The sequence below is a fragment of the Arthrobacter sp. SW1 genome (genome assembly GCF_001766675.1).
In the GTDB taxonomy this organism is placed as follows: domain Bacteria; phylum Actinomycetota; class Actinomycetes; order Actinomycetales; family Micrococcaceae; genus Arthrobacter.
The window spans coordinates 294,407-320,425 of the sequence record NZ_MJLT01000045.1; the positions used below are offsets into that span (position 1 = coordinate 294,407).

The following is a 26,019-nucleotide window of genomic DNA, read 5'->3' on the forward strand; positions in this document are numbered from 1 at the left end:
GCCCGCAGGGTTCCTCGCTAGGAGCCCTGCGGGCGGTCCTGTACCGGGTTCTTCACGAGGTACTCGTCCAGCGTGTCCGCGGTGAGGGCGTCGGAGATGCCCTTGATGGCCTTCGGGTCGGTCAGCACGATCGACTGCCCGTCCTCCGAGGTGCCGATGCCGCGGGTGGGCAGCGTGAACATCGCGATCGAGGACGGCCGGATCTCATGCAGTTCGGTGGCAATTTCGGCCACCGCCAGGGCGTTCAGGCCCTTGTCCACGCTGACGAACGGGGACATCACCGTCACCATGTTGGTGATCTTCAGGGGGTCCAGGAAGGTCTTGGGATCGCTGACCTTGTCGAAGAGTCCCTGCATGTAGCTCTGCTGGTTCCGCACGCGCTGGTAGTCGCCGTCGGGGAAGGCCTGGCGTTCGCGGACGAAGGCAAGGGCCTCCGGGCCGTTCATCTTGACCTTGCCCTTGTCGAACACATGGCCGTTGAGGATCGTGGAAGTAAAGGGCACTTTCACGTCCAGTTCCACGCCGCCCACGGCATCGGTGACGCGGTTAAAGCCGGCCACGTCCACCATCACCACGTGGTCGATCCGCTGGTGCAGTATGGCCTCCACGGTCTGGACCGTCAGCGGCACACCGCCATGGGCCAGGGCCGCGTTGATCTTGGACTGGCCGCGGCCGGGAATCTCCACCCAGAGATCGCGCATCAGGGAAATGCTGAAGACCTTTTTCCGGTCCGCCGGAATGTGCACCAGCATCAGGGTGTCCGAACGCTGGTTGCTGGCCTCGCCCTTTTCCGCCTCACCGGTGGATTCCTTGAGGCTGTCGCTGCCGATCACCAGGAAATTGAGCGGCGTCTTTCCGTTGACGGGCGCAGGCTCCTGCGGACGCGTGCTTTCATCCGGGAACGCGGAATCGATCTTGATGGTCTGCTCGTCGAAGGTCTTGGCGAGGTTGAAAACGTAGGCGCCGGCGAGGGCGGCCGAGACCGCCACCAGCATGGCCGCGCCGCCCAGCACCAGGCGGCCGGTCCGCTTCTTGGCTTTGCGGGCGGACCGCCCGGGCTGCTCCCGCGGCACCTTGGGCTGCACGGGCCCGGAGGGGAGCGTCTTCGGCGCTGTGACCACGACGGCGGCCGCAGCCGCGGGCGCGGACGACGGCGCCTTGTCCGTGACGGCCGCTTTTGTGGTCACCACCGGGGCCGGCCTGGTGGCAGCTGCCCCGACGACGGCGGTTTCCACGGGTGCCGGGGCTTCCCCCGCTGACGGGGCGGCGGGCGCGGCCGGTTCCAAAGTGGCAACGGACGCCTTGGCCGGACCGGAACTTACGGCAGTGGCACCGGCGCTGGTGGCGCCGGAAAGGGTGGCACCGGCAGCCGATGGGCCGCTTGCCAGTGAGGCAGTTGCCCCGGCGGCAGGCAGCGCGGCTGCGGCTCCCGCCGCCGCGCGTGCTCCGGCCGCCGGCTGCTCCCCGACCTTGCGGGTGTTCCGTCCCCAGCCCTTGAACCGGGACGCGGAATTCTTCGCGGGCGGGGCAGGAGTCTCGATCGGAAGGAGCTGCTCCGGGTGGCTGCTGCCCGGCGCGTGCTTGGCGGCGAAGCGCAGGACGCCCATGAGCGAGGGCATGAGCTCCTTTTCCATCTGCTTGTAGGCGTCCCGGTCCAAGCCGTAGGGGTCAAGGACGTCGTTCTCCGAAGCTGCACTGCCCAGGACCAGGTGCCTCACCGACGCGGCCTTGGCGGGGAGTTCTTCCCAGAAACGGACGCCGGCCTCCGCGCCGGGCGCGGGAGCCGGAAGCCTGGGATCGAGGGCGTTCAGCAGCCGCGCGAATTCGCGGAAGGTGAAGGTCTTCTTGAGCAGGCCTGGATCCAGCCGGATGACCTCGCCACGGTGCTTGGTGGTCATGGTCAGGACCAGGCCGGCGCCTTCCAGCACGTCGGCGGTGAGCTGGCGGGCCGTGAAGCCGTCGGCGGAAACGCCGTAGCCCGTGGCGATCTCAGCCGAAAAAGGGGACATTCCTTCACCCACGGCGGCCTTGGTCCCCGCACTGGAAACCGTTACGGCGCCGGAGGAAATCCGGTCAAAACCCGTCTGCAGCAGGCGTTCTGCCAAAGGCGATCGGCAAATGTTTCCTGTGCAGACAATCAGGAGCCGGAAAGGCGATTGCGTTTCCAAATGGGGTGTTCTCCCGGGTTTGGTGGGTCAAGACTCAGATCAACTTAACACGCGGGGGCGCCACCCGTACCGACGGCTGCTTCTGTGACGTGGGTATACCCGTCGCGGGTCCCTTTTTATGTCACCGCCGGCGTTATTGCAGTTTGTTCAGATTATGCGTGGCCGGGCCTTCCAGGAGTTTTCCGTCTGCGGAAAAACGGGAACCGTGCAGGGGGCAGTCCCAGGACATTTCGGCGTCGTTCCAATGCAGGATTCCGCCCAGGTGGGCGCATTTGGCGGACAGCCGGCAGGTGGTTCCGTCCACGGTGGACACGGCGGCCGGTTTTCCGTGGAACAGGCCCGTCACCCCGCTGCCTTCGGGCGGCGTCGTGTCTTCCGTGATTTCCGCCTTGCCTTTCAGGGCCGCATTGTCCCGGACATTCTGCAGGGCGATATCGACATTGCTGGATACGGTATCGATGGCGCCCCGCGGGCCCGTCACCCGGTGATGAATGGTGCGTGCCCATTCCGGATGTTCCTGTCCGCCGATATCGGCCGCGATGTCCAGTGCCGCCGCCACGCTGTTTGCCATGCCCCATTTGTTGTAGCCGGTGCCGAAGAAGATCCGGCCGTGGCCGCGCGGGAACCGTCCGAAGAACGGCATCATGTTGGTGGCCTGGTAGTCCTGTGCGGACCAGGTGTGCGTTACCTCCGCCCCCGGGAACTGTGACTGCGCCCAGCCCAGCAGTTCGCCGAGCCGGGCACGGGGCGACGGCGACCTTCCGCCCGGGTGCCCGAAACCGCCTACCAGCAGCAGGGCCCTTCCGGCGCTTTCGTGGATGTCACCGATCGCCTCCGTGTCTCCACCGGCGCCGCCACCAGCCCGGGGCAGGGGGTAGTCCCTGAGGGAACGGGTGGGCGCCTCGGCGGACAGGTACAGGCCGCGCGGCATGGAAACGCCGGCTGGAAGCCGGAGCGCCGCGGCATAGGAGCGGTTCGGGCGGAGCTTCGCGAAATACAGGCCCCGGTCCAGCACCGGGGTTCCGGTGGCCAGCACCACGGTCCCCGCCGTGACCTCGCCTCGGCGGGTCACCACGGTGACGGGACTGCCGTCTCGCACATCCATGAGCCGGACGCCCTCCACAATGCTGCCACCGGCCGCGCGGACGTCTTCAGCCAGGGCGGTGAGGACGTCCATCGGATTGAACTGTGCCTGGTCAGGCAGCCGGAGGGCGGCTTCGACGTCGAAGGGCAGGCCGATGCCGCCCCTTTCCTGGATCTCGGTTTCCTCGACAGGGAGCCCGGCCTCGCGCGAGACCTCGGCTTCGCGGCGAAGGGTCCCGGCGCCCTCCGCCGAAGTGGCGAAGGTGTACGCGTCCCGGTACTGGAACGGAACACCGCGCTCCGTGAGGTACTCCAACAGCCAGTACTGGCCGGCCCGGTTGGCGTCCACGTAGGCCCGGACCTGCTTGGGCGAGTAGGTCCTGCGCAGGGCCGAAAGCATGGTGCCCTGCAGCAGGCTCAGTTTGGCCGTGGTGTGGCCGGTAGTCCCGGCGCCAACATGGCGTGCTTCGAGGACCAGCACTTTGGCTCCGGACCGGGCCAGCAGGAGCGCGGTGGTGAGCCCGGTGATGCCGGCGCCCGCCACCACGGTGTCGTAGCTGCTGCCGGGGGAGAACTGATCGCGGCCGGTCTGGTCACTGGTGGTTTTGGGGTGGTTCTCAAGCCATAAGGAATCCATCGCGAAAGCCTTCCTTCCGCCGGTCCGGAGCAACCACGCCGGAGGTGGCCCGTCGCCGGCCCGGCACACTTTCAGGGAAGCAGAAGGCGCAGTGCGAAACAAGGGTGCGGCTCCGGCGTCGGGCGTTCCACGGCGTCTTTTGACGCGCGTTGGCGCGGCGCATTCCTTCCCGGATCCGCCGGGCCCGCGTGGGTAGAATCGAGGCCTGGACACCGCCGGAACGCATCTGGATACGGAGACGAAATGTCAGACTGGCTCGAAGTAGGCCCGGACAACTACGTGTTGGAAACCCCGGGGCGGTTGCTCAATACCGGCTTGGTGGTGGGCCGGGACCGGGCCATGGTGATCGACACCGGAAGCGGGCCGCGGCAGGGGCGCGACATCCTGGCGGCCGTCCGGGAAAAGACCAGCCTTCCGCTGGTGGTGGTCAACACCCACGCGCATTACGACCACTTCTTCGGCAACGCGGTGTTCGCGGACGACGGCGTCACGGAGTTCTGGGCGCATGTGAACTGTGCTGCCACGATCGACGACGACGCCGACCACCAGCGCCGCCTCGTGGCGGACATTGAGCCGGAAATGGCCGCCGGGAGCGGCGAATCCGTGGAGATCGTCATTCCCAACGCGATCGTCAAGGACCAGCCGGTGCTGGTGGACCTGGGCGGCATGACCGTCACCCTCTTCTACCTGGGCCGCGGCCACACCGACGGCGACCTTCTGGTGGGCACCCCCAGCACCCTTTTCACCGGCGACCTCGTGGAGCAGGGCGCCCACCCTTCCTTCGAGGATTCCTACCCGGAAGAGTGGGCGGACGTGCTGCGCCACATCTCGGCCCTGCGCCACCGCTACGAGTTCCTGATTCCGGGCCACGGCAGGCCCTGCAGCGACCAGTTCGTCAAGACCCTGGCCGACACCATGACCACCGCGGTGCGCCAGGCCAGGCAGTCCATCCGGGATATGCCCAGCGACGCCACCAAGGCGATCCCGGTGCTGCCCTATGGCCCGGAGCAGTCGCGTTGGTTCATCAAGCGCCTGCAGGAAACACAACCGCGCCACTAAACACAGCCGCGCCACTGACTCCTACTCGAACCGTTCAAGGTCCCGGTTGAGGCCTTCATAGACCTGCGGCCGCCGGGCCTTCAGCCACGCTGCTGTGCCCACGCCCGCGACCACGGCCAGCGGCAGCAGCCACGGCAGGGCGCCGATCACCGGGTTGTCCGAGCCCGCAAGCGCCGGGAAGTTTGCGATCGCCAGGCCAACGATCAGCGCCAGCCCCAGCGCACCGAGCCCGGGAGCGGCCAGTGTCCGCCAGAGCCGCGGATCCCGCTGCCGGCGGAAATGCACGACGACGGCCACCGCGGCCATGAGCTGCAGGCTGAGGATGCCGAGGGTTCCGAAGCCCGTCATCGAGGCGGTAAGCGCGGTGATCGGGTCCAGCCCCGCGGCCCAGAAGATGAACGCGACGCCGGTGGCGAAGGCGAGCTGGGCCAGGCTGGCGTTCTGCGGGGCACCGCTGCCCGGGCGGGTCCGGCCCAAGGCGGCAGGGAGTACGCCCACGCGGCCGAAGGCGTAGATGTACCGGGCTGCGGAATTGTGCAGGGCCAGCAGGGCCGCGAAGAGTGAAACGAGCAGCAGCACCATCATGGCCTTGGTCAGGAAATCGCCCAGGTATTCGCTGGAGATCGCGAAGACGAGGTCGCCCGTGGCAAGGTGCTCCACGGCGGTTCCCTGCGCCTGCTCCACGCCGAGCGCGCTGACGATCGCCCAGGCCGTGAAGGCTGCGAAGGCGCCGATGAACAGGATGGACAGGTACGTGGCCCGGGGGATGGTACGGCGGGGATCCTTCGCTTCCTCGCCGAACAGCCCGGTGGCCTCGAACCCCACAAAGCAGTTCGCCGCGAAGAGCAGGCCGAGTCCCAAGGACCCGGAGAACACGATCTCCGGGGAGAACGCGGCGGGGGCGAAGCCGTGGCGGAACAGCACCGAGAAATCCAGGATCAGGAGGATGGAGACTTCCAGGACCAGGCAGACCCCCAGAACCTTGGCGCTGACGTCGATGCCGCGGCGGGTCAGCAGGAAGACCGCAACAACGGAGACAACGCTCCACACGAACCAAGGCAGGTCCACGCCCGTGAGTTCCTTGGCCACCGTGGCCGTGAAGAAGCCCGAGGTCCCGATGGCTCCGGCCACGAAGCAGTTGTAGCCGAGCATGGCCACGAATCCCGCGGCCAGTCCGAACGGCCGGCCCATGCCGCGCACCACGAAGGCGTAGAAGCCGCCTGCGCTGACCAAGGTGCGGGCCATCTGGGCGTAGCCGACCGCGAAGAGCAGCAGGATGGCCGTGGCGATCAGGAAGGATCCTGGCATCCCGCCGCCGTTGCCCACCGCGATGCCGATGGCCGCGATCACGATGATGCCGGTCAGCGGCGCCACTGCGGCGAGCACGAGGAAAACAATGCCGCCGACGCCGAGAGCGTCGCGCCGCAGCTCCTGCCGCGGTGCTGTCAGGGAAGGCTGCCCGAGTGACTGTGATGAAGGTCTCATGCAGGGAGTATGGTCCGGTCGGCCATGGCCCGACTTGTACCTGCGCGTGACGGCGTTGTCAGCCAGCGCAGGGGTGATGCACCTGGACTGCAGGGGTGATGCACCTGGACTGAAGGCGGCTTTGACCTGCGGTGTTTGTCTTCCAGCGTTTAGACTTAGCGTTTGATGCATTCCAATCGAGCTCCGCAGCGTCAGCCGTTGCGGGTCCTGGGGGACGACACCATGGCGGATTCCGTGCACAACGACAACGACCCAGCTACCGCTAGCAAAGGGCAGCCAGAGTTCCGCAGCCGCCGCGATCGCCGGCGCGCCGAGGACGATGCCCGGACAGGAACCATGCCCATCGTCTCCCCCAACCGGCCCGAACCGGCAGCCGCTTCCGGCGGACTGATCCAAAGCAGCTCCTGGGCCGCGGCCGCAGCGGCGGCGGACGCCGTCGAACCTGAAAACAGCCAGCCGGACGCTACCGGACCGGATACCACCGAGCCGGAAACTGCCGAGGCGGAAACCACCGAGGCGCGCGCCGCCATCCGCACGGCCCCGATGCCGGACTTCATCACCTCGCCCGGTTCCTTCGTCAAGGAGCAGAAGCCCCGGCCCATCGGCGGATTCCGCGGCGCGGTCTACCGGCTCACCGGCGGCGCCTGGAACATGGGCCCGAGTGCCAAGCAGCGGGAGGAAGACGAGCTGGCGCGCCGGATTTCGCGGCAGCTGCAGGGAAGCTTCAACACCGCGGTCCTGAGCTTGAAGGGCGGCATCGGCAAGACCTCCACCACGGTGGGCGTCGGCCTGACGCTGGCCGAATACCGCGGCGATCCGCCCTGCGCCATCGATGCGAACCCCGACTCGGGCGACCTTGTGGAACGCGCGCTGGGCGAGGGCATTTACCAGCGCTCCACCCCGCGCACCATCACGGACCTGCTGGGGAACCTCGATGGCATCGATTCCCTGACCGCCCTCTCACGCTACATGCACCACGCCGGCCGCCTGCACCTGATCGCCGGCGAGCAGGACCCCGAGGTGTCCGACTCCCTGACGGCGGAGGAATACCTGAAGATCCGGCAACTGATCTCCAGCTACTACGCCGTGGCCCTGACGGACTGCGGCACCGGCGTCACGCACAACGCCATGAAGGGCATCCTGCAGTCCGCGGACAACCTGATCATCGCCGCGGGGTACGCCGTGAGCGGCGCCAAGCGTGCCCGCAGCACCCTGCAGTGGCTCGCCAGCCACGGCTACGAGGAGCTGGCCCGCAACGCGATCGTCGTCATCACGGACAAGGACGAGGTCTCCTCCCGCGTTGACAAGGGTGCCATCGAGGAACATCTCGCCGGGATCTGCCGCCAGCTGATTGCCGTCCCGCACGACAGGGGAGTGGCCGACGGCGACCTCGTCACCCTGGACGTGCTGCGGCCCGAAACCCGCCGCGCCTACAAGGAGATCGCCGCCGCGATTGTTGATGGCTACGTCTAGGCGCGGGGCCCGCTGCAGGCCCGGCCGGGCGTCCCGGCGCGCCGGAGCTGCGGCGTGAGCAACGAGCCGCCGTTCAGCCTGCGCGGCCTCGCACTTCCTGCGTTCGGGCCCACCGTGCTGTTCTGCCTGGGCGAAGGGGCCGTGCTGCCGGTGGTCGCGCTTTCGGCCCGCGAGCTGGGGGCCTCGGCCGCATTGTCCGCCTTGCTGGTCACGCTCATCGGCGTGGGCTCGTGGCTGTTCAACATTCCGGCGTCGCTCATCACCATCCGCTTCGGTGAGCGCTGGGCCATCACGGGCGCGGGCACCATCGGCGCGCTGGCCCTCGTGGCGGCGGGAATCGCTCCGCACGTCCCGAATGGCTTGTGGCTGCTGGCCGTCGCCATGACGATCGTGGGAATGGCCACCAGCGTCTTCAACCTGGCCCGCCAGAAATACCTCACGGAGGCGGTTCCCGTGGCGTTCCGGGCCCGGGCGCTGTCCACGCTGGGCGGCAGCACCAGGGTGGGTGTGTTCATCGGGCCTTTCGCGGGTGCCGCGGCGATGCAGTTCCTGGGCCTCGCCGGGGCCTACTGGGTGGGAGCCGTGGCCATGGCGGCTGCCGCCGGCTTGTCGCTGACCATCCCGGACCTGGTGGCGCGCGCCTCCGGAAACCCCGACGGCGCAGCCCGCCTTCCGGAGCCGACCCTGCGGAGCGTCGCGTCCGCCCACGCGCTCGTGCTGTTCGCGGTGGGCAGCGGGGTGCTGCTGCTGGCGGCACTGCGCACCTCCCGACAGGTGGTGATTCCGCTCTGGGCCGACCACCTGGGCATGGACGCCAGCCAGGCTTCGCTGATTTACGGCGTCTCCGGCGCCATCGACCTGCTGGTGTTCTATCCCGCCGGCAAGCTCATGGACCGCAAGGGCCGCCTGTGGGTGGCGGTGCCGTCAACGCTGATCATGGCCATCTCGCTGTTCCTCATCCCGCTGTCCGCGGGCTTCACCGGGTTGCTGCTGGCCGCCATGCTGATCGGCTTCGGCAACGGCATCAGCTCCGGCCTGGTCATGACGCTTGGCGCGGACTTCTCGCCCGAGCGCGGCCGCGGCCAGTTCCTGGGCCTGTGGCGATTTATCGCCGACGCCGGCGGCACCGGCGGGCCCTTGCTGCTCTCAGCCATGACGGCGGCAGTCTCCCTGGCCGCGGGCATCTGGTCCTGCGGGGTACTGGGCGTGGCCGCGGCGGCGGTGTTCGCCGTCGCGCTTCCCAAACTGAAGCACCGCCGGAACTACTAGCTTCCCCGTCCCTGATTCCGAGCGCACATGTCCCTCCTTGGCCGCGGGCGGTGGACATAACAGGAATATGCGCATCGTTGGGGCCGAACGGTGGACATGTCCGGTGGGGAACGGTGGCTCGCGGCGCTTCTCAGCTGCGCCGGCGCGCTGCGTGGCCGAAGAGCCAGGTGGCTGCCACGGTTCCGAGGTACCCCGTGATGACGATGAGCGAGACCCCGGCCCAGAAATAGTTGGTGGTGCTTTCCTCTTGCGCGGCGCCGGGAATGCCCAGGCCCGCGGGTGCGATCCTGATGAGCGAGTACACGGCCACCGCGGCGGAGAGCAGTCCGGCCAGCACGGACAGCCCCAGCCAGAGCCGTGACGACGCCCAGTGTTCGCCGTGCCCGTCCCACACGTTCCAGCGGTTGCCGCTGCGCATCACCAGCCAGCCGGCGGGCAGCATGACGGCGCCGGTCACCAGGAAGGCCGCGACGACGTCTGCCGGCCGGTGCCATTGGTTGATCAGCGTGGACACCCCCGCCGCCACGGCGAAGGTGCCGCCCAGGAAGCCGGCCAGCGGCCGCCACCGCGGCGAGACCACCAGGAACACCGCCGCCGCGGCGGAGGCGGCCAGGGTGGTGTGCCCGGACGGCAGCGAGTTGAGTTCGAGGGTCTGGACGCCGGTGAACGGGCGGTCAGGGAACCAGTCCTTCAGCATTTGGGTGGCGAAGTTTGCGACGGCGCAGGACGCCACCGTGATGCCCGCTGCCTTCCAGCGGCGCCGGGCGAGCGTGACGAACAGGACCACGACGGCGGCGATCGCCAGGGAGATTCCCGGCAGCAGGTCAAGGAACCGCGTCGTGGCCTTGCCGGCGGGACCGTGGATCTCCACGGCCTCGACAAGCGCAGATTCGTCGATGTACTGGCCGGTGGTGGTGTGGACGAAGAAGTAGTAGCTGGCGGCGATCCCGGCAATGCAGGCAAGGGTGGCGAGGGCGAAGAGCAGGCCGCTGCCTTTGGCCGCAGGGAGCCCGCCGGGTCTACTAACGATCATCCCTTTCAGGGTGCCACACCGTTCCTGGCAGGACACATTGAGCGGCCTGGGCGGAGGCTGGGAGAGGTGAGGCGGCGGCAACATGCTTGTGACTCTTGACACGTGTTAGGTGGAGGATTTACAGTTCCTAACACGTGTTAGGAAGGAAAAGACATGCCAGGAAGCAACGGGAAGCTGCGTGATATCTCACGCAGGACTGCCCTTGGCGCCTTGGGCGTGGGAATCGTCGGGGCAACTGTGGCGTCGTGGCCGCGGCTGACCGGAACCGACATCCCCGGCCGCGGCGACAACAGCCTCAGCATCGCCATCATGGGTACCGCCGCGGACGCCGCTGCCCGCCAGAAAGTGGTCGACGCATTCGCCAAGGTCCACCCGGAGATCAAGGTCAAAGTCCAGGCCATCCAAGCCGTGGACTGGAAGGACTTCTTCACCAAGATCCTCACCATGGTGGCCGCCGGAACTCCGCCGGACGTGGTCTACGTGGCCACGGAAGGGGCCCAGCTCTTCGCCGAGAAGCTGGCCCATCCGCTCGACGAGTACCTGCGCCGGGATGCCGAGCACATGAAGGAGTACTTCGAGGACGTCCACCCCAGCCTGGTGGAAGCCTTCATGTACAAAGGCAGCCTGTTCCAGCTCCCCATCGACTGGAACGCCGCCAACATGTACTACAACACCACGGCGCTGCGGCAGGCGGGCCTGGAGCGTCCTGCCGATGACTGGACGCACCTGGACTTCCGCAACACCCTTGCCGCGATGCGCAAGGCGCGGCCCTCGGACTTCACGCCCTACTACTGGACCAACCGGCTCTTCGGCGGCGTGGTGCCGTGGCTCTACGCCAATGACACCAGCTTCCTGAAGGAAACCAAGTCGGGCGGCGGGCGCTGGCTGTGGGACAGCTTCTACGCCAACGACCCCACCCGCGGCATGCGCTCCGGTGGCTACCAATGGCTGGAAGCCAACGCCACCGATCCCAAGGTCTTCGAATCCTTCGACTTCCTGCGCGGCCTCGTCAAGGACGGCCTGGGCGTCCGCCCCGAAGAAGGCGGCGGCAATTCCTTGGTGGGCCTGTTCGCCTCCAACCGGATCGGCACCACCCCGGCCGGTGGCTACTGGGTGCAGGGCCTGAGCGAGGCCGGCATGAAGCAGGACGACTACGATGTCCAGTTCTTCCCCAAGTGGCGCACCCAGCGCCACCAGTTCGGCACCGCCGGCTACGCGATCATGAAGACGGCCAAGGACAAGGACGCCGCCTGGGAATGGGTGAAGTTCAGCTCCAGCCTCGAGGCCATGCAGATCGTCTTCCCCACTCCGAACACCACCCCGGCCCGGCGTTCCATGGTCAACGAGCAGCTGTACGCGGGCAAGGGACCGCGGCACTGGAAGGTCTTCTACGACACCCTGGACCGTTTTCCCAGCACCGGTCCCATTCCCGCCCCGCCCCAGCAGGCCGCCGTCGAAACGGCCCTGATGAAGAACGTGTCCCTGGCCGTCAGCGGTGACGAACGCCAGCTGAAGTCGGCGCTCGAGTCACTGCAGCGGGACCTCGAATTCGCCTTGAGGAGGCAGCCATGAGCACCGCCAGCGAAACGCGCGTGCGCAACAAGGCCCTGCGCGGCAACAGCACAAGCGGCGCCGGCAAGCCCGGCCGCTCGGGCCGCGAACGCCAGCCCTGGCTGCCGTGGGTCTTCCTGGCCCCCACCATCGTGGGCATGGGCATCTTCACCCTGCTGCCCATCATCGCCTCGGTGGCCCTGGCCTTCTTCCGCTGGGACATCATCTCGGCGCCGAGCTTCGTGGGCTTCGACAACTTTGCCGAAGTGGTCCAGGATCCCACGGTGCGGATGTCCTTCCTGAACACCATCCTGTTCGTGGTGGTGGCCGTGGCCCTGCAGCTGGGCCTCGCGCTCGGCCTGGCGATCATGGTCCAGGAAAAGCTCCCGGCCTGGCTGCGGGTCTTCTTCCGCAGCGCCTTCTTCTTCCCGCTGATCCTCTCCGCCGCGTCGGTGTCGATCTTCATGCGGTACCTGTTCAACGAACAGTTCGGGGTGGTCAACTGGCTGCTGTCCCTCGTGGGCATCCCCGCGGTTCCCTGGCTGACGACTCCGGGCGGTTCCGCCGCCGTCGTGATCCTGGTGTACGTGTGGCAGAACTTCGGCTTCTCCTTCCTGCTGTTCATCGGCGGGCTCGCCTCCATCCCGGTGGAGACCTATGAGGCGGCGTCCCTGGACGGCGCCACCGGCTGGCGCAAGCACGTCCACGTGACCCTGCCGCTGCTCAGCCCCACCACCCTGGTGGCCTCCGTGATGGCGATCATCAACGCCCTCCAGGTCTTCGACCAGCCCTTCGTGCTCACCCGCGGCGGCCCCGGAGACTCCACCCGCACGGCCGTGATGGTGATCTTCGAGTCCGCGTTCCAGCGCCTCGAATTCGGCCAGGCCTCCGCGATCGGCGTGATCCTCACCCTGATCATCATGGCCATCACGGCCGCCCAGTTCCGGCTCAGCAAACGATTCGTCTTCTACCAGTGAGGCCCGCCATGACCACCACCATCAAGCGCACCGCCGCTGAGCGGGTTGTTGTCCACCGCCGGAAGTTCGACTGGTCCGTCGCCGGCCGCATCGTCCTTCTCTCGCTCGCCGCCGTCCTGGTCCTCGGACCAGTGCTGTGGACCCTGTCCACCTCGCTGCGGCCGCCGGCGGAATCGTTCCAGCTGCCGCCGTCGTTCCTGCCGCTGAACCCGGACTTCGTCTCCTACGGGCAGGTCTTCAAGCAACTGAACATCGTCGGGCTGGTCCTTAACAGCGCCCTCGTCACCGGGCTGATCGCCGTCGGGCAGATGATCACCGCGGCGCTGGCCGGCTACGCCTTCGCGAACCTCAGGTTCCGCGGCCGCAACGCGCTGTTCTCGATCGTGCTGGCCACCATGATGGTGCCCGCCCAGGTCACGATCGTCCCGGTCTTCATGCTCATCCGCGGCGTCGGCCTTTCCGACACCCTGATGGCGCTGATCCTTCCGGCCATCCCGACGGCGTTCGGCACCTTCCTGATGCGCCAGTACTTCCTGGGGCTGCCGGCAGACCTCGCGGAAGCCGCGGCGATCGACGGCGCCTCCCCGTGGCGGACCTTCCGCTCCGTGTACGCGCCGCTGGCGATGCCCGGCCTGTCCATCGTGGGCATCCTGGCGTTCAACTTCCACTGGAACGAGTTCTTCCGTCCGCTCATCATGACCATCTCGGAAGAGAACTTCACCCTCCCGCTGGGCCTCGTCTCGCTGCAGGGCAACCTCGGCACCGGAAGCATCTCCGTGGTGCTGGCCGGCGTGGTGCTCTCCATGATCCCGGCCCTGGTGGTCTTCATGTTCGGCCAGCGCGCGCTCCGGGACGGCCTCACCGCCGGCACCGGCAAGTAATCCACAACTTCAGTAAAGGAACATCTTCATGAGCAGCACCGCAACGGGCAAGCAGGGCCCGGCCACCGCCACCGCGGCAGCCCACCCGGATCCCGCCTTCCCGCGCCTGCACCCCCGCCCGGCACAGGGCTGGATCAACGACCCCAACGGCGTCACCTACCTCAACGGCCGCTACCACGTCTTCTTCCAGTACAACCCGGACTCTGCCCGGCACCACCGGATCTGCTGGGGCCACGTCAGCTCCGCTGACCTGCTGAACTGGGAAGAGCACCCCGTGGCCTTGCGCCCCCAGGACGGCGGTCCGGACGATTTCGGCTGCTGGACCGGCGTCGTCACGGACGACGACGGCGTGCCCACCGCCGCGTACTCGGGTGTCCGTTCGGGTGAAGGTGCCTCGCAGGTGGTCATCGCCCGCGGTTCGGCGGACCTGGTGGAGTGGACGCAGGACGGCCACGTGGCCGTGTCCATGCCGGAGGACCCGCAGGTCACCGCAGTGCGGGACCCGTTCCTCTTCCGCTTCGAAGGCCGGCGCTACGCCATCCAGGGCGCGGGCCTGGCCGACGGCCGCGCGGCCCTGCTGCTCTACCGCGTGGACAGCATGGACTGCTGGGAATACCAGGGCATCTGGCTGACCACGGACAACGCCGCCGGTGCAGGCCATGACGTGAACCGGGCCGAGATCTGGGAGTGCCCGCAGCTGGTCCGCATCCCGGACGGCGACGGCGGCACGGCCTGGCTGGCCATGTTCTCGCTCTGGCAGAAGGACGACGACCACGAGCACCTGCTCGGCGTCGGGCACCTGATCGGCGGCATGGCGGCCGATCCGGAGACGGGTCTTCCCGTGTTCACCCCGCGTGACGCAGGCAAGTCGGACGCCGGCCGGGACTTCTACGCCCCGCAGATCACCCAGCTCGACGACGCACCGGACGGCACTCCGCGTGCGCTGCTTTGGGGCTGGGCCAACGAAGGTCCGGGCCGGGACGGCCGCCGCGGACGTTCGCAGGACGAGATCGACGCCGCAGGCTGGGCCGGCGTGCTGACCCACCCGCGCGTACTGTCACTCTCGGACGGCGCGCTCGCCGTGGCTCCCGCACCGGAGATCGACGGTTACCGGAGCGCCCTGCTGGCGGAAGCCGCCGTCGGGAACGTGGCCCTGCCTGCGTTCGCCGAGGCACGGGTGAGTGGTGCTGCTTCCTTCGCCGGCGGCGAGGTGCGGCTGGTGCTCGGTGCGGTTTCCGGAGAACAGGGCCAGACGGTCTTCGCCGGTTCCTTGGCGGCGGGCGAGGAGCTGCGGATCTTCATCGACGCCTCGCTGGTGGAGGTGTACCGCAGCGGCTCCGTGGCCACGACGCTCCGCGCCTACCCGGCGGCCGGCGAAGAATGGCGGCTCGAGCTGCCGTCCGGCGCATCCGCCGAGGTGTGGGAGCTGGCGGGCGCCTGATACGGCCTGACACGAAAGCCGTGGCCTTTCCGGTTCTCCGGAACGGCCACGGCTTTTTGCTTGAAGGACGGTTACGCCGGAACCGGTCCCGTCGATTCCCGGACCACCAGGCGGCAGGGAACCATCGTCTCCAGGCCGCCGTTCTGCCCGGCGGCCGGATTTTCGATCCGGCCGTTTTCCACCTGGTCCAGCAGCCTGGTCATCGCGGCTGCGCCCATTTCGCGCAGCGGCAGCGCCATGGTGGTCAGCGCCGGCACCATGGTGTCGGCGATCCGGCCTTCGTCGTCGTAGCCCATGATCGAAAGTTCGCGCGGGACGCTGAGTCCCAGCCGCGCGGCCGCCAGTACCACGCCGACGGCGAGGCGGTCGTTCGCGCACATGACCGCCGTGGGGCGCTCAGCGGGGGACACGCCGTCGAGCAAGCGCATGGCCCCGTGGAAACCGGCGTCGATATCCCAGCCGGCCATGAAGATCCGGTCCTCGCGGACCGGAACACCCGCCGCAGCGAGGGCGTCTTTGTAGCCCCGCACGCGCAGTGGAGCGGCGGGGGAGGTTTCCGCGCCGGCCAGGAAGGCGATGTCCCGGTGGCCGAGGCCCAGCAGGTGCTGAGCGGATTCGCGGCCGCCGGAAACCTCATCCGGGATGACGTGGTGCAGGCGCGGCTCGGGCGCGTTGTCGATGCAGTTGGCCAGGACGGAGGGCACCCGGAGCATGCCCTGCGGGACGTCAAGCGGCTTGAGGCCCACGGTGACGTACATGAGGCCGTCCACCTGTCGGTCGAGCAGGGTTTCCACGGCGCTGGCATCCCGGGAGGCATCGAGTTCGGTGTCCATCACCACGGTGACGAAGCCGCGGCTGCGCGCGACGTCGTCCGCGCCGCCGATGATGTTGCCGTCAAAGGGGCTGGTAACCACTTCATCGGACACGATGCCGATCACGCGGGTGCGCTGGTTCCGCAGGCTCAGGGCGATGGGGTTGGGGGTGTAGTTCAGTTCTGCGGCGGCCTGCCGGATCCGGTCCTGGCTTTCCTTGGCCACGTTGCCGTCGCCCCGGCCGTTGAGCACCAGCGACACGGCGCTGCGGGAGACTCCGGCGCGCTTGGCGACATCGAGCGCTGTGGCTTTTCGCTGCATGGTTGAAACCCCTTCGGACTGCTGTAGGAACAGCTTAGCTAACTCGTGTGAGCCGCGATGGGAAGCGGCGGCGGCAGGCACGTAGAGTGGGCCTGTGCCTGAATCCGCCGCCCTGCCCGCCCAGCCACTGCCGGCCCAGCCGCTGCCGGTCCTCGACGAACTGCTCGCCACGGCCCGCGTGGTGAGCCTGCCCATGCGCGTGAAGTTCCGCGGCATCATGGAGCGCGAAACCCTGCTGCTGGAGGGCCCCGCCGGCTGGGGCGAATTCTGCCCCTTCCCCGAATACGGCGACGCCGAAGCGTCCCGCTGGCTCGCCGCCGCCGTCGAAGCCGCCTGGGCAGGGTTCCCGCAGCCGCTCCGCAGCAGCATCCCGGTCAACGCCACGGTTCCGGCTGTGGACGCCGCGCGGGTGCCCGAGGTCCTGGCCCGCTTCGGCCGGGTGGATGCCGTCAAGGTCAAGGTGGCCGAGCGCGGCCAATCGCTCGCGGAGGATCTCGCCCGCGTCACTGCCGTCCGGGAAGCGCTGCCGGAAGCAGCCATCCGGGTGGATGCGAACGGCGGCTGGGACGTCCCGCAGGCCGTGGAGGCACTCGGCCGGCTGGCCGCCGTCGGGCTCGAATACGCGGAGCAGCCCGTGCCGGACATTGCTGGACTCGCCGAAGTCCGCCGCCGCCTCGCCGGAAATGGCACAGCTGTGCTGATTGCCGCCGACGAATCCGTCCGCAAGGAGGACGACCCCCTCAAGGTCGCCCGGGCAGGCGCCGCGGACCTGATCGTCGTCAAGGTGGCACCGCTCGGGGGAGTGCGGCGGGCCCTGGAGATCGTGGCGCAGGCCGGGCTGCCCGCCGTCGTGAGCTCCGCCCTGGACACCTCGGTGGGCATCCGTGCCGGCCTGGCGCTTGCCGCTTCCCTCCCGGAACTGCCGTATGCCTGCGGGCTGGGAACCGTGCGCCTGTTTGAGTCGGACATCACCGCCGACCCCCTGGTGCCCGACGACGGCGCCATCACCGTGAGCGACGCCGCAGCGGACGCGGGGCTGCTGGAGCGGTACGCGGCCCCCGCCGAGCGGTGGGACTGGTGGCTGGCCCGTCTACGGCGGGTGTACGAGGTGCTGGCTGCGGGCTGAGTCTTCGCTGTGTTCACCGGTTCTGTGTTGACCGGTGCGGTGTTCACCCAGATTTCACCGGAGTGTCCTCTCGGATTCCCTTGGCGCTGACAGGGTGGGCGGGTCCCACGTCTGACTCCGGAGGCCCCCATGACTGATACGCCCACCCGTTCGTTCCCGCTCCTGCCCATGCTCGGACACACCAGGGGCAAGCGCAGCCCGGTGACCTGTGCCCTGAAGTGCGATAACGCCTGCGCCAGCCCGGCCTGCAACACCAGCTCCAACTCTTACTTCCGCGACATCGCCTCTGCCGCGATGTCCCGCCGCGCGGCCCTGGGCCTGGGCGCGGCCGGCGCGCTCGCCGTCGCCCTTGGCGGCAAGCTGGCCGGCGCAGAAACCGCCGAAGCCGCGGAAGGCCTGTCCGCCGCCGCGAAGGCCGGCTTCAAGTCCAAGCTCAGCTTCACGCCGATCGCCCCGGTGGATTACACCGTGGACGAATTCACCGTTCCCAAGGGCTACGCCTGGCGCCCGATCATCCGCTGGGGCGACCCGCTCTTCAACGACAGCCCGGACTTCGACCCCGCCGCGCTGACCCCGGAGGCCCAGGCCCGCCAGTTCGGTTACAACAACGACTACTCGGACATCATTGAACTGCCCGGCAGCAAGGGCCGCCGCGCCGTCATGTTCGCCAACCACGAGTACACCAACGACAACCTGATGTTCTCCGAGGCCGAGACCGCGGCCGACCCGGCCCGCGTGCGTGCCGTCGCCCGTGCTGCCCAGGGCCTGACTGTCGTCGAGCTGGAGCGCAAGAACAAGAACCAGCCGTGGAACTACGTCAAGGGCGCCCCGCTGAACCGCCGCTTCCTGACCGAAACTGAGTACCAGCTCACCGGCCCCGCTGCCGGCTCCGCCCTCCTGAAGACCGTCGCCGACCCGTCCGGCCGCCGCCCCAAGGGCACCATCGGCAACTGCTCCGGTGGCACTACTCCGTGGGGCACCATCCTCTCCGGCGAAGAGAACTTCCAGGGCTACTTCCGCGCCCCGGGCACCTCCGAAGGCGACCTCCGCTACGGCCTGAAGGACAAGCAGTCCACCTTCGGCTGGGAGCTCGACGACCCCCGCTGGGACACCCGCAACCCGGGCTACGAGAATGAAGCCAACCGCTTCGGCTGGATCGTGGAAGTCGACCCGATGGACCCGACGTCGACCCCCAAGAAGCACACTTCGCTGGGCCGCCTGAAGCACGAGGGTGCCAATGTCCAGATCGCTGCCAACGGCAAGGCCGTGGCCTACACCGGCGACGACGAGCGCTTCGACTACCTCTACAAGTTCGTCTCCAAGGGCACCTTCCGTACCGGCACCACCGTGGCGGACCGCGAACTGAACAAGACCCTGCTCCACGAAGGCGACCTCTACGTTGCCAAGTTCACCGGCAACTCCCCGGTCTCCGAAATCGACGGCAGCGGGGCAGTCCCCTCCGACGGCGCCTTCGACGGTACCGGCCAGTGGCTCCCGCTCGTGGTCAACGGCGCATCCGCCATTGCCGGCATGACCGTCGCCGAGGTCCTGGTCTACACCCGCCTCGCTGCGGACAAGGCCGGCGCCACCAAGATGGACCGCTGCGAAGACGTCCAGCCGAACCCGGCCACCGGCAAGGTCTACGTGGCCTGCACCAACAACTCGGACCGCGGCAAGCCGGGCAAGGAAGGCGCCACCGAGGTCAACCCGCGCGCCCTCAACCGCGATGGCCACATCGTGGAAATCACCGAGGACGGTGGCGACCAGACCGCCACCACCTTCACCTGGAACCTGCTGCTGGTTGCCGGCGACCCCGCCCAGGGCGATGTCACCTACTTCTCCGGCTACCCGGTGGACAAGGTCTCCCCGATCTCCTGCCCGGACAACCTGGCCTTCGACTCCGTGGGCAACCTGTGGATCTCCACCGACGGCGCGCCGTCCGGCATCGGCTACAACGACGGCCTGTTCAAGGTCACCCTGGAAGGCCCGGAGCGCGGCAAGGTGGAGCAGTTCCTGTCCGTTCCGCGTGACGCTGAAACCTGCGGCCCGATCATCCACGACGGCGAACGCCACGTCTTCGTCTCCGTGCAGCACCCGGGCGAGGAGGGTACGTACGACGCACCGAACTCCTACTTCCCGGACTACGTGCCCGCCGCCGGCCAGGCCAAGCCCGGCCAGTTCAAGGGCCCCCGCCCGTCCGTGGTCCAGGTGTACCGGGTGGACTAGTCCCGTCCCGGTTCCCGCTAACGCGGGGTCACTTCGCGCCCATGTTTGCACCATGCATGGGCCGTAAGTGACCCCGCGTTGCTTTTTGGGGTGCGTCCAGGGAACGATCAGGGGATTGACAGCTTTTGACGATGGTGTTGTCATCTTTTGACTTGATTGGCCAATAGTGGCCATTCGCTATTTCAAGGAGGAAATAGTGCCTGACAACACCCAGCGGAAGTTCCTGCCCATGCTCGGCCACGTGCGCGGCAAACGCAGCGCCGTGACGTGCTCGCTCAAATGTGCCAACGCCTGCGACGGGCCCGCCTGCAACAACAGCCCCAACTCCTACTTCCGGGACATCGCCGAGGCTGCCATTTCCCGGCGCGCCGCCTTGGGCCTCGGTCTGGCCGGCGCCTTCGCGATCGCCGTCGGCGGGCCAGGCCAACGCGCCCAGGCGCTCGCCCCGGCCGTGACGGCGGCGCCGTCCAAGCTTTCCTTCGCCCCGATCGCGCCCGTGGCCGGCACTGTGGACGGCTTCTCCGTTCCGGAGGGATTCACCTGGCAGACCATCATCCGCTGGGGAGAACCACTCTTCTCCGATGCCCCTGACTTCGACCCCGCCGCCCAGACCCCGGATGCCCAGGCCCGCCAGTTCGGCTACAACAACGACTACTCGGACATCCTCCACATCGAGGGAAGCAAGGACCGGCGGGCCCTGCTCTTCGCCAACCACGAGTACACCAATCCCGAACTGATGTTCTCCGCGGCAGAGCGGGCGGCTGACCCGGCCCGGACGCGCGCCGTCGCCCGCGCGGCGCAGGGGCTGTCCGTCGTCGAGCTTGAACGCAGGAACAAGAACGATCCGTGGAAGTACGTCCAGGGCGCGCCGCGCAACCGCCGCTTCCTCACCGAAACCGAATACCGCTTCACCGGGCCGGCCGCTGGATCCCCGCTGCTGCGCACCGACGGCGACCCCGCCGGAAAGCACCCGCGCGGCACCCTCGGCAACTGCTCCGGCGGCACCACCCCGTGGGGCACCATCCTTTCCGGCGAGGAAAACTTCCAGAGCTATTTCCGTGCGGGCGGAACGTCCGACGGCGACAAGCGCTACGGCTTGAAGGACGCTCCCAGCGTGGCCGGCTGGGAACAGGACCAGCCGCGCTGGGACACCCGGAACCCCGGCTGGGTGAACGAAGCCCACACCTTCGGGTGGATCGTCGAGGTGGACCCGTACGATCCGACGTCGACCCCCAAGAAACACACCTCCCTGGGCCGCATCAAGCACGAGGGCGCCAACGTGCAGATCGCGGCGAACGGCAAGGCCGTGGCGTACACCGGCGACGACGAGCGCTTCGAGTACCTCTACAAGTTCGTGTCCCGGGACCACTACGTGGAAGGGGACCGGGAACACAACAAGACGCTGCTGCACGAAGGCGATCTCTACGTGGCGCAGTTCAGCGGTGACTCCGGCGCGGAGATCGACGGCAGCGGAAAGGTGCCCTCCGACGGTTCCTTCGACGGGACCGGCCGCTGGCTGCCGTTGGTGCTGGACGGCGCATCAGCGGTCCCCGGAATGAGCCTGGACGAGGTGCTGGTCTTCACCCGCCTGGCCGCGGACACCGTGGGCGCCACCAAGATGGACCGGCCCGAGGACGTGCAGCCGCACCCCACCACCGGCAAGGTCTACGTGGCATGCACCAACAACACGGACCGCGGCAAGGAAGGCAAGGAAGGGGCCACCGAGGTCAACCCGCGCCTGCTCAACCGCAACGGCCACGTCGTGGAAATCACCGAGGACGGCGGGGACCAGACCTCGGAGACTTTCACCTGGAACCTGCTGATCGTCGCCGGAGACCCCGCCCGGGACGAGACCGCGTACTTCTCCGGCTACCCCGCGGACAAGGTCTCCCCGATTTCCTGCCCGGACAACCTGGCTTTCGACTCCGTGGGCAACCTGTGGATCTCCACGGACGGTGCGGCCAAGTCGATCGGCTACAACGACGGTCTGTTCAAGGTGACCCTGGACGGTCCCGAACGCGGCAAGGTGGAGCAGTTCCTCTCGGTCCCGCGCGGCGCCGAAACCTGCGGCCCGATCGTCCACGACGAGGAACGCCACGTTTTCGTCTCCGTGCAGCACCCAGGCGAGGAGGGCACGTTTGAAGCGCCGCTGTCGCTCTTCCCGGACTACGTGCCCGAGGGCGTGACGCCACCGGCCGGCGCCTTCCGTATGCCGCGGCCGTCCGTCGTCCAGGTCCTGCCGGAACGCTAGGCCACTTTCTGCAACGCGGGGTCACTTCGCGCTCATGTTTGCGCCAAACATGGGCCGTAAGTGACCCCGCGTTGCTCACTAGACTGGAACGGTGACTTCCCCCGCTTCCCCCGATCCGGTTTCGCCCGACTCCCTGACCTCGCTCGCCGCCGCGCGGATCGCCGTCGCCGCCCTGGTCGACGGCGGTGTGCGGCATGTGGTGGTGTCTCCCGGATCGCGTTCGGCACCCATGGCCTACGCGCTCGCCGAGGCCGAAGCCGCCGGACGGGTCACCCTATTGGTCCGCATCGACGAGCGTTCGGCCGGTTTCACCGCCCTCGGCCTGGCGCTGTCCACCGAAACCCCCGCCGCCGTGCTCACCACCTCCGGGACCGCCGTCGGGAACCTCCTGCCCGCGGTCATGGAAGCCAACCATGCCGCCGTGCCCCTCGTGGTCCTCTCGGCGGACCGGCCGGCCGAGCTTCACGGCACCGGGGCGAACCAGACCACCGTCCAACTGGACCTTTTCGGCGAGCACGTCCGCTTCGCCGTCGACATCCCCGCCGGAAGCGACCCGCAGCGCGCCGTCCGCACCGCCCTGCACGCCGCGAGCGGCGCCCTCGAAGGGACCCCGCCGGGTCCCGTGCAGCTGAACCTCGCCTTCCGCGATCCGCTCGTTCCTGAACCGGGGGAGGCCCTTCCGCCGCGTGAGGGCCGCGGGGTTTTCCATTACGACGCCGGCCCCGAAGTCCTGGAGCTTCCGGCCGCTGCCGCCGGGCTGCCCGAGCGGCGCACCGTGGTCCTGGCGGGCCACGACGCCGGAGCCGTCGCCGAGGCTTTCGCCCGCGCGCACGATCTGCCGCTGCTGGCCGAACCGTCCTCCAACGCCCGCTTCGGGCCCAACGCCGTGGGGCCCTACCGGCTGTTGCTGGAGCACTTCGCCGCGGGATCTCCGCTGCCGATCGAACGGGTGGTGGTCTTCGGCCGGCCCACCCTCAGCCGTCCGGTGGCGGCCCTGTTGGCGCGCGAGGACCTGAAAACAGCCCTCTACGAGCCGGTCCCCGTGGCCTGGTACGAGCACGGCCGCCGCCGCGAGACCCCGATCGAAACACTCGCCGCGCTGGGCGACTTCGCCGGTCGCGGCGCGCCTGGCTGGCTGGACGCCTGGCTGCTGGCCGGCGCAGCCGCGCAGCACGCGCTCGACGGCGTCCTGGCCGCCGAGGCCTCGCTCACCGGACCCGCCCTCGCCGCCGCCGTCTGGGAACATGTGCGTGGCCGCTTGGTGCTGGGCTCCTCGAACGGCATCCGCGACGTCGACCTCGCCGGGCAGCCGCAATCCGCGCCCCTCGCCACGGTGGACGCCAACCGTGGCCTCGCAGGCATCGACGGCACCATCGCCACGGCCACCGGCATCGCCCTCGGTTCCGGCCGCGAAACCACGCTCCTGCTGGGCGACGTGACCTTCCTGCACGATGCCGGCAGCCTCCTGCTCGGCAGCGGCGAAACCGAACCGGACCTGCGCATCGTGGTCCTCAACGACTCCGGCGGGGCCATCTTCGGGCTCCTGGAACACGGCACTTTCCTGGAACACGGCGGCGTCGAGGCGGAAGGCGGCTACGGCACCGCCGTCGAACGGCTCTTCGGCACCCCGCACAACGCCGACATTTCCGCGCTGGCCGCCGCGTACGGCGTCGGATACTCGCTGGCGAGCACGACGGCGGAGCTCACCGCCGCGCTCACCGCGCCCCTGAAGGGCCGGGGCATCGTGGAAGTCCGCACCGACCGCTCCGGCCTGCGGGCACTCCACGGGCGCATCAAGGCCGCGGTGGGAGAGGCCACGGCGAGGGTGCTCGCGGCGGTGTAGGGCTGCGCTTCGTGATTTTCGACGCGCTTCGTCCTTTTCGACGCGCTTTGTTCCAGGCGCACGGGGAATTTCCGTAGCGCCAGGCACGAATCGAGTCGCGGGCAAGTGAGCGGATCGCGGGCAAATGAGCGCGTCGCCGGGCACGGGCGCAGAGTTGTCCACATAGCGGGTTCAGTGGCTTTCGCGGCCCCGTTCCGGTTGCGATGTTCGAAGCATGACGGACATGCCACGGTTTATTCTCGCCCGCGACAGCGCCGTACACGGGATGAGCGCCAAGGAACTCGCGCGGCAGGCAAAGGCCGGACTCCTTCACCGGGTCCGGCGCGGGGTCTACGTGGATAGGACGGTGTGGATGGCGCTTAAGCCCTGGGAACAATACCGGCTCCAGGTAAGTGCGGCGGCTGAGACTTTTGAAAGCCGCACCGTCTTTGCGCGGCAGTCAGCGGCATCAGTGCTTGGTATCCCGACGGTAGGCAACCATCCGGTGTGCGCGCTGACGTTCCGGAACGACGGCGGCCGATCCAGGGCAGGTGTCGTACGGCACTTCGCCGATCCCGCCGGCATCGTGATCCGCAGGGTGGACGGCCTGCTGGTCACCGACCGGCTCCGCACTGTCCTGGACCTTGCGGCGTACACGCCGTTCGTCCAAGCGGTTGTGCCGGTGGACCATGTCCTGAAGCCTGACCGGGAACGCGGATTGCCGGCCATCAGCAAGGAGGAATTGCTTGGCACGGCTGAGGGCCGGTACACAGCGGCGGCGATGCGCAGGATCCGGGCAGTCGTGGCTTTTGCGGATCCCTTGTCCGGTTCCGCCGGCGAGTCCTACAGCCGGGCACTCATGCATGCCGCCGGATTTGAACCGCCCATCCTGCAACAGGAATTCCGGGACCAGCGGGGCCTGATCGGGTACACGGATTTCCATTGGGAAAAGGCACGGATCGTGGGCGAATTCGATGGATTCGCGAAGTACCAGAGGGAGGAATACCTCAATGGCATGACGCCTGCCGAAGCCGTGGTCAAGGAGAAAGAGCGGGAGGACAGAATCCGCGCCACCGGATGCGGTGTGAGCCGCTGGGTGTGGGGCGATCTGATGGATTTTCCCCGTCTGGAAAAGAAGCTCCTCGCGGCGGGTGTCCCACGAAGAGCTGCGCGCTCCGCACGGTGAATTCCTTTCCGGATTTCGATACGCTCCGTGCCTGGCGCATGGGGAATTCGGGGGTCGGCAGGAATTGTGGGTAGCGCGGAAGAAAATGCGTGTCGCTGAAGTTACGGTCCAGGCAGGACCCGGCATGTTCGCCTCGCCGCTTTGTATCGAGCACAATAGCTCCATGGCTAAAAGCAACGCCCGGCTTCCCCGGCTTGAAGATGTGGCCGAGCGCGCAGGGGTCTCCCACCAGACGGTTTCCCGGGTCATCAACAACCACCCCAACGTCAGCAAGCGCACGCGGGAACGGGTGGAAGCAGCCATCGCCGAGCTCGGTTACCGGCGCAACACAGCCGCCCGCAGCCTGGTCACCCGGCGCTCGCAGACCATCGGTGTCCTGGCCAGTGAACTTTCCCAGTATGGCCCGGCCAATACCCTGCTGGGCGTCGAGCAGGCCGCGCGGGACGCCGGCTATTTCGTCAGCATTGCGGCCCTGCGGACGGTAAACCGTGACGCGATCTTCGACGCCATCCGGCATTTCCTGGACCAGTCGGTGGACGGCATTGTGGTGATCGTGCCGCATGCCGAGACGTTGTCGGCCCTGGCGGAGCAATCGCCCGGCGTGCCGATTGTGGCGGTCGGATCCTTGGGGAGCGATACCGTCAGCGGAGCCATGGTGGACCAGAAACGCGGTGCCGAGCTTGCCGTGGCCCACCTGATCGAACAGGGGCACAGCAGGATCGGCCACGTTGCGGGCCCGCAGGACTGGATTGACGGCGTTGCCCGTGCCGAAGGCTGGAGCATGGCCTTGCGTGAGGCCGGCTTGGCCGACGACCTCCTGCTGGTGGGGGACTGGAGCGCCGGCAGTGGGTATGACATCGGCCGCAAGCTCGCTGTGGAACGGACCGCCACCGCGATTTTCGTGGGAAATGACCAGATGTCCCTTGGCCTGCTCCGGGCCTTCAACGAGGCCGGAGTCCGTGTTCCGGAGGACGTTTCCGTGGTCGGTTTCGATGACCAGCCAGAATCCGGATACTTCATCCCGCCGCTCACCACCGTTCGCCAGGATTTTGAGGAACTGGGCAGGCGCTGCATGGACCTGATGCTCGGCGCCATTGAAAACGGCGACACCACCTCGACTATCGTGGTGGAGCCGGAATTGGTGGTCCGCCGCAGCACGGCGGCCCCGGCCTAGGACGCTCCCCCGAAACTCCCGGATGGGCACTTGACGAATCATTT

Annotated in this window: 18 protein-coding genes; 13 read left to right on the plus strand and 5 right to left on the minus strand. The window is 68.1% G+C overall.

Annotated features, from left to right (window positions below; all coding sequences use genetic code 11):
• Positions 1-17 precede the first annotated feature (17 nt).
• Both BIU82_RS20330 and BIU82_RS14780 read right to left on the minus strand, forming a co-directional pair.
• On the minus strand, positions 18-2,168 hold the full coding sequence (locus BIU82_RS20330) for an LCP family protein (protein ID WP_363968138.1): 2,151 nt from the start codon (positions 2,166-2,168) through the stop codon (positions 18-20).
• A 133-nt stretch (positions 2,169-2,301) separates the two neighbouring features.
• Positions 2,302-3,888 carry an FAD-dependent oxidoreductase gene (locus BIU82_RS14780; protein ID WP_070350201.1) on the minus strand — a complete coding sequence of 529 codons (1,587 nt, stop codon included), beginning with the start codon at positions 3,886-3,888 and terminating at the stop codon, positions 2,302-2,304.
• 243 nt (positions 3,889-4,131) lie between these two features.
• On the opposite strand from BIU82_RS14780, the gene BIU82_RS14785 reads away from it, so the two are divergent.
• Positions 4,132-4,947: an MBL fold metallo-hydrolase gene (locus BIU82_RS14785; protein WP_070350202.1), complete on the plus strand. Its 816-nt coding sequence runs from the start codon at positions 4,132-4,134 to the stop codon at positions 4,945-4,947.
• Positions 4,948-4,968: 21 nt separating this feature from the next.
• On the opposite strand, the gene BIU82_RS14790 is transcribed toward BIU82_RS14785, so the two are convergent.
• Positions 4,969-6,432 carry an APC family permease gene (locus BIU82_RS14790; RefSeq protein ID WP_070350203.1) on the minus strand — a complete coding sequence of 488 codons (1,464 nt, stop codon included), beginning with the start codon at positions 6,430-6,432 and terminating at the stop codon, positions 4,969-4,971.
• A gap of 336 nt (positions 6,433-6,768) precedes the next feature.
• Between BIU82_RS14790 and BIU82_RS14795 the strand changes: the two genes are divergently transcribed.
• Both BIU82_RS14795 and BIU82_RS14800 read left to right on the plus strand, forming a co-directional pair.
• Positions 6,769-7,905: a MinD/ParA family protein gene (locus BIU82_RS14795; protein ID WP_070350204.1), complete on the plus strand. Its 1,137-nt coding sequence runs from the start codon at positions 6,769-6,771 to the stop codon at positions 7,903-7,905.
• A gap of 54 nt (positions 7,906-7,959) precedes the next feature.
• Positions 7,960-9,174, plus strand: a complete 1,215-nt coding sequence (locus BIU82_RS14800; protein WP_070350205.1) for an MFS transporter — start codon at positions 7,960-7,962, stop codon at positions 9,172-9,174.
• A gap of 130 nt (positions 9,175-9,304) precedes the next feature.
• Here BIU82_RS14800 and BIU82_RS14805 read toward each other — a convergent pair whose 3' ends face one another.
• On the minus strand, positions 9,305-10,207 hold the full coding sequence (locus tag BIU82_RS14805) for a phosphatase PAP2 family protein (RefSeq protein ID WP_171906557.1): 903 nt from the start codon (positions 10,205-10,207) through the stop codon (positions 9,305-9,307).
• Between the two features lie 153 nt (positions 10,208-10,360).
• On the opposite strand from BIU82_RS14805, the gene BIU82_RS14810 reads away from it, so the two are divergent.
• From BIU82_RS14810 to BIU82_RS14825, 4 genes are read left to right on the plus strand one after another with little or no spacing between them, the layout of a single operon-like run.
• Positions 10,361-11,779, plus strand: a complete 1,419-nt coding sequence (locus BIU82_RS14810) for an extracellular solute-binding protein (protein WP_070350207.1) — start codon at positions 10,361-10,363, stop codon at positions 11,777-11,779.
• Positions 11,776-12,735: a sugar ABC transporter permease gene (locus tag BIU82_RS14815; protein WP_070350208.1), complete on the plus strand. Its 960-nt coding sequence runs from the start codon at positions 11,776-11,778 to the stop codon at positions 12,733-12,735. The genes BIU82_RS14810 and BIU82_RS14815 overlap by 4 nt, the downstream gene beginning before the upstream one ends.
• 8 nt (positions 12,736-12,743) lie before the next feature.
• The gene (locus BIU82_RS14820; protein WP_070350209.1) at positions 12,744-13,616 is read left to right on the plus strand and encodes a carbohydrate ABC transporter permease; all 873 of its coding nucleotides are present in this window, start codon (positions 12,744-12,746) and stop codon (positions 13,614-13,616) included.
• A gap of 28 nt (positions 13,617-13,644) precedes the next feature.
• Positions 13,645-15,057 carry a glycoside hydrolase family 32 protein gene (locus tag BIU82_RS14825; RefSeq protein ID WP_070350210.1) on the plus strand — a complete coding sequence of 471 codons (1,413 nt, stop codon included), beginning with the start codon at positions 13,645-13,647 and terminating at the stop codon, positions 15,055-15,057.
• A 71-nt stretch (positions 15,058-15,128) separates the two neighbouring features.
• Here BIU82_RS14825 and BIU82_RS14830 read toward each other — a convergent pair whose 3' ends face one another.
• Positions 15,129-16,190 (minus strand): LacI family DNA-binding transcriptional regulator, encoded by a 1,062-nt coding sequence (locus tag BIU82_RS14830; RefSeq protein WP_070350211.1) that lies wholly within the window; start codon positions 16,188-16,190, stop codon positions 15,129-15,131.
• A 127-nt stretch (positions 16,191-16,317) separates the two neighbouring features.
• Here BIU82_RS14830 and BIU82_RS14835 point away from each other — a divergent pair, with 127 nt between their 5' ends.
• From BIU82_RS14835 to BIU82_RS14860, 6 genes are all read left to right on the plus strand, one after another.
• Positions 16,318-17,316: an o-succinylbenzoate synthase gene (locus BIU82_RS14835; RefSeq protein WP_070350427.1), complete on the plus strand. Its 999-nt coding sequence runs from the start codon at positions 16,318-16,320 to the stop codon at positions 17,314-17,316.
• A 129-nt stretch (positions 17,317-17,445) separates the two neighbouring features.
• A complete protein-coding gene (locus BIU82_RS14840) occupies positions 17,446-19,542 on the plus strand; it encodes a PhoX family phosphatase (protein WP_070350212.1) in 2,097 nt (698 codons plus the stop codon).
• Positions 19,543-19,771: 229 nt separating this feature from the next.
• Positions 19,772-21,793: a PhoX family phosphatase gene (locus BIU82_RS14845; RefSeq protein ID WP_083292383.1), complete on the plus strand. Its 2,022-nt coding sequence runs from the start codon at positions 19,772-19,774 to the stop codon at positions 21,791-21,793.
• Positions 21,794-21,884: 91 nt separating this feature from the next.
• The gene (menD, locus tag BIU82_RS14850; RefSeq protein WP_070350214.1) at positions 21,885-23,636 is read left to right on the plus strand and encodes a 2-succinyl-5-enolpyruvyl-6-hydroxy-3-cyclohexene-1-carboxylic-acid synthase; all 1,752 of its coding nucleotides are present in this window, start codon (positions 21,885-21,887) and stop codon (positions 23,634-23,636) included.
• Positions 23,637-23,859: 223 nt separating this feature from the next.
• Positions 23,860-24,801 carry a type IV toxin-antitoxin system AbiEi family antitoxin domain-containing protein gene (locus tag BIU82_RS14855; protein ID WP_253182794.1) on the plus strand — a complete coding sequence of 314 codons (942 nt, stop codon included), beginning with the start codon at positions 23,860-23,862 and terminating at the stop codon, positions 24,799-24,801.
• A gap of 163 nt (positions 24,802-24,964) precedes the next feature.
• Positions 24,965-25,975, plus strand: coding sequence for a LacI family DNA-binding transcriptional regulator (locus BIU82_RS14860; RefSeq protein WP_070350428.1), 1,011 nt, complete (start codon positions 24,965-24,967; stop codon positions 25,973-25,975).
• Positions 25,976-26,019: the final 44 nt, after the last annotated feature.